General features: G+C 48.7%; 14 protein-coding genes. 9 read left to right on the top strand and 5 right to left on the bottom strand.

Going from position 1 to position 12,071, the window contains the following annotated elements:
• The first annotated feature begins 23 nt into the window (after positions 1-23).
• Complete coding sequence (locus L9P36_RS02145; RefSeq protein ID WP_237464535.1) at positions 24-596, top strand: YqgE/AlgH family protein; 573 nt, start codon at positions 24-26, stop codon at positions 594-596.
• Between the two features lie 18 nt (positions 597-614).
• The gene (ruvX, locus tag L9P36_RS02140) at positions 615-1,040 is read left to right on the top strand and encodes a Holliday junction resolvase RuvX (protein WP_237467830.1); all 426 of its coding nucleotides are present in this window, start codon (positions 615-617) and stop codon (positions 1,038-1,040) included.
• Between the two features lie 418 nt (positions 1,041-1,458).
• On the opposite strand, the gene L9P36_RS02135 is transcribed toward ruvX, so the two are convergent.
• Complete coding sequence (locus L9P36_RS02135; RefSeq protein WP_237464534.1) at positions 1,459-2,568, bottom strand: PilT/PilU family type 4a pilus ATPase; 1,110 nt, start codon at positions 2,566-2,568, stop codon at positions 1,459-1,461.
• Positions 2,569-2,608: 40 nt separating this feature from the next.
• Positions 2,609-3,637 carry a type IV pilus twitching motility protein PilT gene (locus tag L9P36_RS02130; protein WP_237464533.1) on the bottom strand — a complete coding sequence of 343 codons (1,029 nt, stop codon included), beginning with the start codon at positions 3,635-3,637 and terminating at the stop codon, positions 2,609-2,611.
• Between the two features lie 23 nt (positions 3,638-3,660).
• Here L9P36_RS02130 and L9P36_RS02125 point away from each other — a divergent pair, with 23 nt between their 5' ends.
• The 6 genes from L9P36_RS02125 to hemW all read left to right on the top strand — a co-directional run bounded on the left by L9P36_RS02125 (position 3,661) and on the right by hemW (position 8,165).
• Entirely contained in the window at positions 3,661-4,395 is a 735-nt protein-coding gene (locus L9P36_RS02125; protein WP_237464532.1) for a YggS family pyridoxal phosphate-dependent enzyme, read from the top strand.
• A 9-nt stretch (positions 4,396-4,404) separates the two neighbouring features.
• Positions 4,405-5,223, top strand: a complete 819-nt coding sequence (proC, locus tag L9P36_RS02120; protein ID WP_237464531.1) for a pyrroline-5-carboxylate reductase — start codon at positions 4,405-4,407, stop codon at positions 5,221-5,223.
• Between the two features lie 12 nt (positions 5,224-5,235).
• Positions 5,236-5,796 (top strand): YggT family protein, encoded by a 561-nt coding sequence (locus L9P36_RS02115; RefSeq protein WP_237464530.1) that lies wholly within the window; start codon positions 5,236-5,238, stop codon positions 5,794-5,796.
• The gene (gene yggU, locus L9P36_RS02110) at positions 5,796-6,083 is read left to right on the top strand and encodes a DUF167 family protein YggU (RefSeq protein WP_237464529.1); all 288 of its coding nucleotides are present in this window, start codon (positions 5,796-5,798) and stop codon (positions 6,081-6,083) included. The genes L9P36_RS02115 and yggU overlap by 1 nt, the downstream gene beginning before the upstream one ends.
• A 226-nt stretch (positions 6,084-6,309) precedes the next feature.
• Positions 6,310-6,915 carry an XTP/dITP diphosphatase gene (locus L9P36_RS02105; RefSeq protein ID WP_237464528.1) on the top strand — a complete coding sequence of 202 codons (606 nt, stop codon included), beginning with the start codon at positions 6,310-6,312 and terminating at the stop codon, positions 6,913-6,915.
• Positions 6,916-6,965: 50 nt separating this feature from the next.
• Positions 6,966-8,165, top strand: a complete 1,200-nt coding sequence (hemW, locus tag L9P36_RS02100; RefSeq protein WP_237464527.1) for a radical SAM family heme chaperone HemW — start codon at positions 6,966-6,968, stop codon at positions 8,163-8,165.
• A gap of 177 nt (positions 8,166-8,342) precedes the next feature.
• Here the strand turns inward: hemW and L9P36_RS02095 are convergent, their stop codons facing one another.
• The 3 genes from L9P36_RS02095 to trmB all read right to left on the bottom strand — a co-directional run bounded on the left by L9P36_RS02095 (position 8,343) and on the right by trmB (position 10,755).
• Positions 8,343-8,660, bottom strand: a complete 318-nt coding sequence (locus L9P36_RS02095) for a cation diffusion facilitator family transporter (RefSeq protein WP_237464526.1) — start codon at positions 8,658-8,660, stop codon at positions 8,343-8,345.
• A 290-nt stretch (positions 8,661-8,950) separates the two neighbouring features.
• Entirely contained in the window at positions 8,951-9,871 is a 921-nt protein-coding gene (gene glsB, locus L9P36_RS02090; protein ID WP_237464525.1) for a glutaminase B, read from the bottom strand.
• A gap of 167 nt (positions 9,872-10,038) precedes the next feature.
• On the bottom strand, positions 10,039-10,755 hold the full coding sequence (gene trmB, locus L9P36_RS02085; protein WP_237464523.1) for a tRNA (guanosine(46)-N7)-methyltransferase TrmB: 717 nt from the start codon (positions 10,753-10,755) through the stop codon (positions 10,039-10,041).
• 202 nt (positions 10,756-10,957) lie between these two features.
• On the opposite strand from trmB, the gene mutY reads away from it, so the two are divergent.
• Complete coding sequence (gene mutY, locus L9P36_RS02080) at positions 10,958-12,052, top strand: A/G-specific adenine glycosylase (RefSeq protein ID WP_237464521.1); 1,095 nt, start codon at positions 10,958-10,960, stop codon at positions 12,050-12,052.
• Positions 12,053-12,071: the final 19 nt, after the last annotated feature.

Raw genomic sequence — 12,071 nt, 5'->3', positions numbered from 1 at the left:
GCGTTATTTCATGGAGGCACCGCATGAATTTAAAAAATCATTTTTTGGTTGCCATGCCCACCATGGAAGATCCCAACTTCCAGCGCTCTGTGGTGTTTATTTGCGAACACAATGAATCAGGCGCCATGGGGATCGCCATCAACCAGCCAATCAATATCACCGTTGGCGCCATGCTCGAACAAATCGAAGTGGCCAGCCAAGATCGTCACGGTAATCCAAAGGGGCTTGAACAACCCGTGCTCAACGGCGGCCCAGTTGCCGAAGACCGCGGCTTTGTGCTGCATAGTAGCCTTGAAAACAGTCGCGAATATGGCACCAGCCTAAAAGTCAGCGAGCAGGTCAGTATTACCACCTCCACCGACATTCTTAGCCAACTGGGTTCAATGAATGAACCGGATAAATATATGATTGCACTTGGCTACTCAGGCTGGGAAGCGGGCCAACTGGAGCAAGAGCTGGCGGAAAACGCTTGGCTCACACTTGAAGCCTCACCCGAGGTACTCTTTGATATTCCGGTCAGCAAACGCTGGCAGGCGGCCATTGCTCAATTGGGCATTGATATCGCCAATCTCTCTTCAGATGTAGGACACGCATAGTTCATGCAAAGCAACACCATGCAAGCACAAACCATTTTGGCTTTTGATTACGGCACCAAAAGTATTGGTGTCGCCATTGGCCAAGCCATCACCAGCACTGCACGACCACTGAAAGCGCTACCCGCGCGTGATGGTATTCCCAACTGGGATCAGCTCGAAGCACTACTCAAAGAGTGGCAACCTGATTGCTTAGTGGTGGGTTTACCGCTAGATATGGATGGCGCACCACTTGAGGGCATTACCCCTCGCGCCAAGAAATTTGCCAACCGTCTACATGGCCGCTTTGGCGTGCAAGTTGAACTGCACGATGAACGCCTGTCCACGAAGTCCGCGCGCAGCGATCTATTCGCCCAAGGCGGCTACAAAGCGCTGACCAAAGGCAACGTCGATTCACAATCCGCGGTGATCATTCTTGAAAGCTGGTTTGAGCGTCAATATGACTAACCAAAGCTAGCCTCGCAGGGCTTTATTGAAAGCAACATAAAGCCCTCCTTTTCTTTTTTGTTAAACCTACCCCCCCTCGTACCCACGTATTTCACGCAATGCTATACATTGAGTATTCGTGTCACCACCTAGTATGCAGCAATCCCCCATCCATCATGCCTTGCATTTATCCAATGTGATTGAACGAATGGCATGGATGCCATGAGAACATTCCCTACGTCGGGAACGTATGGAATGTGGTGAAAGTAAGCGTTGTGAATAAATGCGAGAACTGCATGATGTTGGGGCCAGTTCTTTGCTTACTTTCTTGCTGGCCAAGAAAGTAAGTCGCTCGAGGCAAAGCATCGAGCGGAAACGAAGCACATAAAAAACGCGCTCATTTGAGCGCGTTTTTTATTTAATGAAACAAGAGGACGCCTTACACGTAATCGAGCTTCACCCCATCCAATTTATTCACATTGGCTTCGCTATCCTGACCATCAAGTTTGATCATCAAGCGCAATTCGTTAGCAGAATCAGCATGGTGCAGCGCTTCAGTGTAGCTGATACGCTCATTGCGATAGAGCTCGTACAAGGCTTGGTCAAAGGTGATCATCCCAGCTTCGCGAGATTTACCCATGATCCCTTTTAGCTCATGCAACTCGCCTTTTTGCAGCACATCTGAAACACGAGGGGTGTTAATCAGAATTTCAAAAGCGGCAAAACGACGGCTACCATCGATACTTGGCACCAACTGCTGAGCAATAACCGCACGCAGGTTCAAAGACAGGTCAAACAAGAATTGTGACTGACGATCCTCAGGCACCAAGTGCAAAATACGCTCCATGGCTTGGTTGGCGTTGTTGGCGTGCAAAGTCGCCATACACAAGTGACCCGTCTCAGAAAAGGTCATCGCATATTCCATGGTTTCGCGGTTACGAATCTCACCGATCAAAATCATATTCGGCGCCTGACGCAGCGAGTTTTTCAATGCTGTATCAAAGCTTTCGGTATCCAAGCCCACCTCACGTTGGGTGATGATGCTCTTATCGTGCTGGTGCACAAATTCGATTGGATCCTCAATACTCAAAATATGGTCTGCGCGGTTTTTATTTCGATAACCCACCATCGCCGCCATGGATGTTGATTTACCAGAACCGGTTGCACCAACCACCAACACCAAACCACGTTTGGCCAAGGCGATATCTTTCATTACCTCGGGCAGTTCAAGCTCTTCCATGGTTGGAATTTGCGTCTGAATTCGACGAATAACCATACCGGGACATTCGCGCTGCCAGAAAGCACTGACACGGAAACGGCCGTTGCCTCGTGCAATCGCGAAGTTCGCTTCTTTGGTCTTCACAAACTCGGTGAGACGGTTTTTATCCATAGACTCTTTGATCAGACGGTTCACGCCGCTGATATCGAGTTTTTCGCCAAAGGGCTTAAGGCGACCGTTGACCCGCAGCACACAGCTGGCATCAACCGTCACATAGAGATCCGACGCCTCTTGGGTGATCATCTCATCCAGTACAACATCCAATTGCATGGCTAAAATCCTTGCTTAATGCGTTTTCATCAAAAATAAATTAAATCGGACCATTGAGCTTGGCGTTGCCTTCTTCTTGCTCAATGACACCTTCTGCAATGAGTTTCTTCACGCTTTGCTCAAGCGTCACCATGCCGTGTTGCTGACCGGTCTGAATCATCGAGTACATCTGAGCAACTTTATCTTCACGAATCAAGTTACGGATCGCTGGCGTACCAATCATGATCTCGTGTGCGGCCACACGACCACCACCACGACGCTTCAAAAGACTTTGCGAAATTACCGCGCGCAATGATTCCGATAGCATAGAACGAACCATGCCCTTATCTTCACCAGGGAATACGTCGATAATACGGTCCACGGTTTTTGCCGCGGAGCTGGTGTGTAGGGTACCAAAGACCAAGTGACCGGTTTCTGCGGCGGTCAATGCCAAGCTAATGGTTTCTTGGTCACGAAGCTCACCCACCAGAATCACATCGGGGTCTTCACGCAGTGCGCTTCGCAGCGCTTGTTGGAAGCCAAAAGTATCGCGATGCACTTCACGCTGGTTAATCAAACAGCGTTTATTTTTGTGTACAAATTCGATGGGATCTTCGATAGTCAGAATATGGTGGTTTTTGGTCTCGTTGACATAATTGATCATCGCCGCCAAAGTGGTTGATTTACCAGAACCTGTCGGGCCGGTTACCAAGACAAGACCACGCGGATACTCAGAAATTGAGGTAAATATTTCAGGGCAATTGAGCTCTTCCAAAGACGGTACTTTGGTTGGGATGGTACGGAATACCGCACCGCAACCACGACTTTGGTTAAAGGCGTTCACACGGAAACGACCGATATTTGGCGCAGCAAAAGAGAAGTCAATTTCCAACTTTTCTTCAAATTCACGGCGCTGACCATCGTTCATAATTTCATAAACAAGCTGGTGAACGTCTTGATGCGTAAAGGCTGGAATACTGAGCTTTCGAATATCGCCATCTACACGTACCATAGGTGGCACGCCGGCAGATAGGTGTAAGTCCGATGCTTTGTGCTTGACAGTAAAGTCCAATAATTCGGTGATATCCATCAATAAACCCCTAGAAAACAAACATGTGTAGTATCAAACAAAATCTAACCGAGGTCATCCATCAGATAGACCAAGCCGCACAAAAGTGCGGACGACGCACAGATTCTGTGAAACTTCTGGCTGTAAGTAAGACCAAACCTGTCGAGGACATAGCCAGTGCCATTGATGCCGGTCAGCGTGCCTTTGGTGAGAACTATGTGCAAGAGGGCGTGGATAAAATTAACTATTTTGCCGATCACCCTCACGCAAATGAGTTGCAGTGGCATTTCATTGGACCACTACAATCGAACAAATCTCGCCTTGTGGCTGAACACTTTGACTGGATGCACTCACTGGATCGCGCCAAGATCGCCACACGCTTAAGCGAACAGCGACCACAAAACAAAGCGCCGTTGCAGGTACTCATTCAAGTCAACATCAGTGATGAAGATAGTAAGTCAGGCGTGCAGCTCAGTGAAATTTCGGCGCTAGCCGAGCATATCGCGCAGCTACCGCAGTTAAAACTGCGCGGCTTGATGGCGATTCCTGAAGTGAGCGATGATTATGATAGCCAGCTAGCGACTTTTAGTCAGCTACGTGATGCACTGGTTCAACTACAAGCAACATACAGTGATGTGGATACCCTTTCCATGGGCATGAGTGGCGATCTCGATGCCGCCATTGCCGCAGGCAGCACCATGGTTCGCATTGGTACCGCCATTTTTGGCGCGCGCAATTATGCACAAAACAGTGATGGCGACAGCCAACCTTCAGCATAGGATTTAAGAATGGACGCAAAACGTATCGCCTTTATTGGCGCAGGGAATATGGCGCATGCGCTAATCGCAGGCATTGTGAAAAGCGGTTATCACGCCAAGCAAATTATCGCCAGCGATCCCAATCAAGCACAACTTGACTCACTCGCAGCGCAATATGGTATTGAGACCACGCAAAACAACCACCAAGCCGTAGAACAAGCGGATGTGGTGGTTTTGGCGGTTAAACCGCAATTGATGGCCGAGGTATGCCAACCTTTAGCAGCCATTGAGATGGGTGATAAATTGGTGATCTCTATCGCCGCAGGCATTAGCGTCAGTCGTCTCAATGCGATTTTTGCCACTGAACTTAAACTGGTGCGCGTCATGCCAAATACACCAGCCCTACTGGGTGAAGGGATGAGTGGTCTATTTGCCAGTGCCAATACGCAAGCCGATGAGCGCACCTTTGCAGAAAAATTGCTGCAAGCCGTAGGCAAAACCTGCTGGGTTCAGGAAGAATCTGAGATCAATACCATTATTGCAGCCTCTGGCAGTGCCCCGGCTTATTTCTTCCTGTTTATGGAAGCGATGCAAAAAGCAGCCATGGCCAAAGGTTTAGATCAGAACACCGCACGTTTGTTAGTGCAGCAATCTGCACTGGGAGCCGCTAAAATGGTGATTGAAAATCCGCAGACCGATATTGCAACTTTACGCGAGCAAGTGACCTCTAAAGGAGGAACCACCGCAGAAGCATTGCGTGTGTTTGCAGAACAACAACTTGAACAAACCGTTGCCGAGGCGATGCAAGCCGCCTATGACCGAGGTCAGGCAATGGAACAACTATTTTAATAAGGACGCGCTATGCAAGCAGTGATTCAACTTGTCTCGACGCTATTTAATCTGGTTATTTTCGTCGTGCTATTGCGCCTTTGGTTGCAATACGTCCGTGCCGATTTCTATAACCCATTCTCACAATTTGTGGTGAAAGCAACGCAACCAGTGGTCGGCCCATTGCGCCGTGCCATTCCGCCTGTGGGTAATATCGATAGCGCCACCTTGGTGTTTGCCTATGCGCTGGTGTGTGCCAAATTAGGCTTTTTACTGCCGCAAGGTGGTTATCAATTTAGCGCCGATTTTCCGCTGCTCGCTTTAGTCTCATTGATCAAAGCAGCCGGTGAGATGGTATTTTGGATGCTACTGATTCGCGCAATTTTAAGCTGGGTTAGCCAAGGCCGCAGCCCAATTGAATATGTGCTACATCAATTGGTTGAGCCAATTTGCGCGCCAGTCCGCCGCATTATTCCTGCCATGGGCGGTCTTGATTTCAGTATTTTAATCATTTTCTTGTTGATGCAATTTGCCAACTCATTGATTGGTCAATCACTACTGACAGGCTGGTATTACGAAGTTTGGTATCTTTAATGCAGGTACACACATTTGTGCAATCCAATGGCGATTGGCTGATTCCGTTATATATTCAGCCCAAAGCCAGCCGCGATGCGATCATGGGCATGCATGGCGATGAGCTGAAAATCGCCATTACCGCGCCGCCCATTGATGGTAAAGCCAATGCCCATTTGGTCAAATATCTCGCCAAACAATTTGGCGTGGCTAAGAGCAAGGTGACGGTGGAAAAAGGCGAGCTGGGTCGGCACAAACGAGTGCGTATTACTCAACCCGTCAAAATACCAAGCGCGCTGCAATCATAATTAATCAACGCCATTCATCTGAATGGCGTTTTTTATATTCACAGGTTTTTATACTCACGCGTTTTTGATACTCATGACGCACGACAAAAGCTTGCCGCGAGGCGTGAGGATTGCTTTTTCATGGCAGGCTTCTAAACTAGCGCCACATCAATCCTGCGCTTTAGCGCTCATCCTCATTCTATCAGCACTGAGTATCTGTTCTGAAAATAAGCACTTAGGAGTTGCCATGACAGCCATCGTATTAGCCACGGGAAACGCAGGTAAGGTTCGAGAAATGGCGGATTTGCTCGCCGATTTTGGCTTTACCGTCCACCCGCAAAGCGAATTTAACATTGATGATGTCGAAGAAACGGGCACCACCTTTGTGGAAAATGCCATTATTAAAGCGCGTCATGCAGCCAAGGTTTCAGGGCTAGCGGCCATTGCCGATGACTCAGGTCTTGAGATTGATGCCCTTAATGGCGAGCCGGGGATCTATTCAGCACGTTATGCCGGCGAGCATGGTAATGATGCAGCCAACAATGCCAAAGTGCTCAAAGCACTGGAAGGCGTGCCAGAAGCGCAGCGCACGGCGCGTTTTCATTGCGTTTTAGTGCTCATGCGCCACGCAAGCGATCCAACGCCGCTGATTTGTCATGGTGTTTGGCAAGGGCGTATTGCACTGCAAGCCTGCGGCGACAATGGCTTTGGTTATGATCCAATCTTCTTTGTGCCCAGCGAAAACTGTCATGCTGCTGAGCTTGAAAGCGCGCGTAAAAAGCAGCTTTCACATCGTGGCCAAGCGCTACAAGCGCTCTTTGCACAGGTCAAAGCTCAGCTCGGCAATCTGTAATCCCATTTGCGTTAGCGCAAGACAGCCTTTACTCAATACTGATAGCAACCATGAATTTAACGCCGCCACCACTTAGCTTGTATGTCCATGTACCATGGTGCGTACAAAAATGCCCCTACTGCGACTTTAACTCCCACGCACTTAAGGGAGAGATTCCGCAGGCTGAATATATCGATGCACTTTTGGAAGATTTGGCGCAAGACCGCGCGCGTTATCTTGCCGATGACAATCGCCCACTGCACAGCATCTTTATTGGTGGCGGTACGCCGAGCTTAATTGCGCCAGCGCAGATCGCCCGACTTCTACAAGGGATCCAAGCGCAAATTCCCTTTGCTGAAGATATTGAGATCACCATGGAAGCCAACCCCGGCACCCTTGAATCTGCGCCAATTTTGCAATATCGCCAAGCAGGGATCACCCGCCTCTCTTTGGGCGTGCAAAGCTTTGCCAATGATAAGCTCAATTTGCTAGGACGCATTCACCAAAGTGATGAAGCCAAGGTTGCCATTGAACAGGCGCTCAAAGCGGGATTTAACAGCGTCAACGTCGATTTAATGCATGGCTTACCAAGCCAGACGCCAGCGCAAGCACTGAGTGATCTCGACCAGCTGATCGCACTGAAACCACCGCATGTCTCTTGGTATCAGCTCACCATTGAACCCAATACCCTATTTGCCTCAAAACCGCCAGTACTGCCCGATGACGATGATCTGTGGGATATCTATGAGCTCGGTCAGAAAAAACTAGAAGCAGCCGGTTATCAGCGCTATGAAACCTCAGGCTTTAGCCAGCCAGGTTATCAGTGCAAACATAACCTCAATTATTGGCGTTTTGGTGATTATCTGGGGATTGGCTGCGGCGCACACGGCAAGATTTCTCATGCTGATGGCGCCATCACCCGCACCGTAAAAGTCAAACACCCTAAGGGCTATCTTGATTCAGGACGCGACTATTTAAGCCAAGAAATTCCGGTGCCGGTTAGCGAGCGCCCCTTTGAGTTTATGATGAATCGCCTGCGCCTCATTGAGCCTTGCCCACACCGTGATTACAGCGAGCGCACCGGCCTCAATGACGACACCATTGCCGTACAGCTCAACCAAGCCAAAGCGCTGGGCTATATTGTCGATGTTACAGACTCAACTGGTGTGGATTGCTGGCAAGTTACTGACAAAGGCGCGCTCTTTTTAAATGACCTGCTTGAGCTATTTCTTGCCGACGAAGATGATGTGGATGCAGATAGCGAGCGTTAAGCATCACATCACAATAAGCTTCGAAATATAACGCCCAAATATATAACCGAAGTATAAAAATGGCAGCGGGTTTAAACGCTGCCATTTTGCTTTTGCCATGAATTGAGAAAGATGGGGGAAGCGGTAAAACTCAATTCATCGCAAAAGCGACACTCACATCAAAGAGAAGCGGACAATCTATTGGTGATGACCTGTTTTGTGGTGCTCACGAGAATGCTCTTTATGGTCATGCTCTTTGGTTTTGTGGTGGTGTGTATTGCTGTGCTCATGACGGTCAGCATGGGTTTGAACTGGGTGTTTGTGCCCTTCAGGATCGCCGCCATGTTGAGTATGAGGATGGCTTTTTTCGTGCTCTCTCATTTCATGGTGATCGCGATTATGTTTGTGCTCGACTTCTTCGCCGTAACGACGTTCCATTTTTTCATGCTCAAATTCAGCGCCATGTTGATGGCCATGCTGTGATTGTTTGTGTTCTTGGCTATTGAAGTGACTCATTATTTTTCCTTAATAGACAGCCCTTAAATAAATATATCTGTCTATGAAAATCAATTTACGCCGCTTTAAATCCCGTTCAATCTCGTTTATAGCAAGAATAAATATCAATTTTGTTGATTGAATCTGGGCAAAAACAAGCGCCAGACTGAAAGGTTTTCCAGACACAACGGCACGCAATCGCCGCCTATTTTTTCGCTGACGCTCATATCAAGATCAGCACAGCAATGCATATAAAAAAACCGCCATTGCGGCGGTTTCTCTGTATTTGTGCAGGGTAAAACAATCAAGGCTTAAAAAATTGAACGACCAATTTGGGTCGATAGCGCTTCAAGCATCGCGGTACCCGCCAGCGAGTTACCGCTTTTATCAAGCTCGGGTGACCACACAGCTATACTCATCTCACCAGGAACAATGGCCACAATACCGCCGCCAACACCAGATTTACCCGGCATACCGACACGATAAGCAAACTCCCCAGCACCATCATAAAGACCACTAGTGGCCAGCAGCGCATTGATTTGCTTGCTCTGCATCGGTGAGACCAGCGGATTAGATAATCCCAACGGACGCCCCTGATTAGCGAGATAGACAAAAGCGCGCGCTAATTCTCGGCAACTCATGGTGATCGCGCAGTAGTGAAAATAGTTTTGCAGCACGGGCATCACTTGGTTATCAAAGTTACCAAAGGCGCGCATCAAATAGGCGATGGCAGCATTGCGATCGCTATGCTCCATTTCAGAGGCTGCAACGACTTTATCGTAATGAATGCTAGGCTCACCACTGAGGTTTCGCACCAATTCCAACATTCGCTGACGCGGTGCACTCAAGCGCGATTGCAGCAAGTCACAAACCACCAGCGCACCGGCATTAATAAAGGGATTACGTGGAATACCATGCTCCATCTCAAGCTGGATCATCGAGTTAAAGGCTTGGCCTGATGGCTCTTTACCGACACGTGACCAAACCTCATCTTGATCATAAAGCATCATCGCCAACGTTAAGCTCAAAACCTTAGAGATCGACTGAATCGAGAATCGCTCATCAGCATCACCGGCGCAAAAGGTTTCGCCTTGAATGGTGCACACGGCAATACCAATTTTCGATGGATCAACTTCGGCCAGCGCCGGAATATAATCCGCCACCTTGCCTTGACCAATCAGCGGTCGCGCCGATTCAACAATGCTTTGTAACAGCTCAACTGTTGGTTTCATTCTCTCTCCTGCTATGTCAAATACATAGGGATAAAAAAAGCCAGCGCTTCAGGCTGGCTTCCATTGCTAGATAAATGCGCATTTCAAGTCATGGCGCAAATCTTTACCGTCATCCCTAACGGAGAGTTTGCGTTGCCAACCAGTGGCAACGCAGATAGGACGTCAAATTAGGCGTTACGCGCGAATTTAAGATCCCATACGCCATGGCCAAGACGGTGGCCACGGGCTTCAAATTTGGTCAATGGACGCTCTTCTGGGCGCGGCACATAGTCCTGTGTTGAGGATAGGTTTTCATAACCCGGTGCTTGGTTCATCACCTCAAGCATATGCTCAGCATAGTTCTCCCAGTCAGTCGCCATATGGAAAACACCGCCAATGGCTAACTTTTGACGCAACATTTCAGCAAATGGTAGCTGCACAATACGGCGTTTATGATGGCGTTTTTTATGCCATGGGTCTGGGAAAAATAGTTGCACGGTCGCAAGGCTGCTTTCTGGCAGCATGTGCTCAAACACTTCCACTGCGTCATGACACATTACGCGCAAATTGGTCACACCTGCCTCTTTGGCCGCCATTAAACATGCGCCAACGCCAGGGCTGTGCACTTCAATACCGATGAAGTTTTTCTCTGGCGCATTTTTTGCCATCTCAACTAAAGATGCGCCCATACCAAAGCCAATTTCCAATACCACAGGATTGCTGTTGCCAAACACCTGCTGCCAATCCAAACGCTCTAAGGCGAAATCGATACCCATGGTTGGCCAGCACTCATTTAGCGCCGCTTCTTGGCCTTTGGTTAGACGACCTTCACGACGAACAAAGCTGCGAATTTTGCGAACAACTTTGCCATCTTCAGTCAATTCAGTTTGCGTCACTTCGCTCATGGATTGGCTCACTATTTTGGCTATTCAATTGGCGATGGATTATCCATCGATTCGGACAGGGCATTATCCAAAGATTGCCCTGAACTGCAAGTGCTGTGTTTGCGCATCCATCACCTTTGTGGTGCAATCATGCGCAATCAACGATTGAGCATCAGATAAAAGATGCGATTCACAACAATAAAGTCAGTATAAGCAAGTCGTCATGTTCACAAAAGCCTGCGCCGTGATTGCGCCCCACACATTTAGTCAAACCCTGCTGACATGGCAACAGCAGCATGGCCGCCACGATCTGCCTTGGCAGCGTGAGCCTAACCCCTATTCAGTGCTGGTCTCTGAGATCATGTTGCAGCAAACGCAAGTGGCTACCGTGATCCCCTACTTTGAGCGTTGGATGGCTCGTTTTCCCGATATCGCAGCGCTCGCAAACGCCGATGAAGATGAAGTAATGCATCTTTGGCAGGGACTGGGTTATTACTCACGCGCGCGTAATTTGCGAAAAGCCGCGCAATATGTGATGCACGAATGCCAAGGCGAATTTCCGACCAGCCTTGCTGCGCTTGAAAAGATTCCCGGCGTTGGCCGCTATACCGCTGGCGCCATCGCTTCATTTGCCTATAACCAATATGGCCCCATTGTCGATGGCAATGTAAAACGCCTATTTTGTCGTTTCTTCGCCATTGATGGTGTCCCCGGCACCAGTCGCGTTGATAAGCTGCTCTGGCAATTGGCCGAGCACTATACGCCCGAACCCAAAGCGCTAAGCGCAGATCAAAGCAATCGCAGCTTTGCGCAAAGCCTACTTGATATGGGCGCGACCATCTGCACAGCTAAAAACCCAAACTGCACTGATTGCCCCTTACATGCGCACTGCCAAGCCAAGGCGCAAAATCGCGTGGGTGAGCTACCCAACCCCAAACCGAAAAAAGTAACGCCGACCAAACCAGGGGAGTTTCTCTGGCTGGAGCACGATAACAAGTTGCTACTCGAAAAACGTGCAGACAGTGGTATTTGGGGCTCGCTCTGGTGCTTACCACAAATTCATTTAGATGAAGCTGAGCTCAGTAAAAATGCACAGCTTAAAGGCAAATTCAAACACACCTTTACCCACTATAAATTGGATGCACGGGTATGGCGTATTGATAGCCTAGGCCAGCTAAGCGCGAATCAAGCTTGGTTTGATCGCAGCGCCTGTGATGAACTTGGCCTGCCCACCCCAATTCGAAAATTTGTAAGCGCCCACTTTCAGCAAACTAGCGAACAAAGCTGTCTCAAAAACAATGAAAAAAGCACGGCTTAACAGCATCTCATCAATAAAT

The sequence above is a fragment of the Vibrio stylophorae genome (assembly GCF_921293875.1).
Taxonomy (GTDB): Bacteria; Pseudomonadota; Gammaproteobacteria; order Enterobacterales; family Vibrionaceae; genus Vibrio_A; species Vibrio_A stylophorae.
Note: the sequence above shows the minus strand (reverse complement) of the source record. Positions and strands in the feature narration are given on the sequence as shown.

Bases quoted from the DNA above. Each gene is read 5' to 3' on its own strand.
- L9P36_RS02105 (WP_237464528.1), top strand. From the start codon at position 6,310: ATGACAGCCATCGTATTAGCCACGGGAAACGCAGGTAAGGTTCGAGAA.
- proC (WP_237464531.1), top strand. From the start codon at position 4,405: ATGGACGCAAAACGTATCGCCTTTATTGGCGCAGGGAATATGGCGCAT.
- L9P36_RS02115 (WP_237464530.1), top strand. From the start codon at position 5,236: ATGCAAGCAGTGATTCAACTTGTCTCGACGCTATTTAATCTGGTTATT.
- ruvX (WP_237467830.1), top strand. From the start codon at position 615: ATGCAAGCACAAACCATTTTGGCTTTTGATTACGGCACCAAAAGTATT.
- L9P36_RS02130 (WP_237464533.1), bottom strand. From the start codon at position 3,637: ATGGATATCACCGAATTATTGGACTTTACTGTCAAGCACAAAGCATCG.
- L9P36_RS02135 (WP_237464534.1), bottom strand. From the start codon at position 2,568: ATGCAATTGGATGTTGTACTGGATGAGATGATCACCCAAGAGGCGTCG.
- L9P36_RS02125 (WP_237464532.1), top strand. From the start codon at position 3,661: ATGTGTAGTATCAAACAAAATCTAACCGAGGTCATCCATCAGATAGAC.
- mutY (WP_237464521.1), top strand. From the start codon at position 10,958: ATGTTCACAAAAGCCTGCGCCGTGATTGCGCCCCACACATTTAGTCAA.
- L9P36_RS02145 (WP_237464535.1), top strand. From the start codon at position 24: ATGAATTTAAAAAATCATTTTTTGGTTGCCATGCCCACCATGGAAGAT.
- trmB (WP_237464523.1), bottom strand. From the start codon at position 10,755: ATGAGCGAAGTGACGCAAACTGAATTGACTGAAGATGGCAAAGTTGTT.
- yggU (WP_237464529.1), top strand. From the start codon at position 5,796: ATGCAGGTACACACATTTGTGCAATCCAATGGCGATTGGCTGATTCCG.
- glsB (WP_237464525.1), bottom strand. From the start codon at position 9,871: ATGAAACCAACAGTTGAGCTGTTACAAAGCATTGTTGAATCGGCGCGA.
- hemW (WP_237464527.1), top strand. From the start codon at position 6,966: ATGAATTTAACGCCGCCACCACTTAGCTTGTATGTCCATGTACCATGG.
- L9P36_RS02095 (WP_237464526.1), bottom strand. From the start codon at position 8,660: ATGAGTCACTTCAATAGCCAAGAACACAAACAATCACAGCATGGCCAT.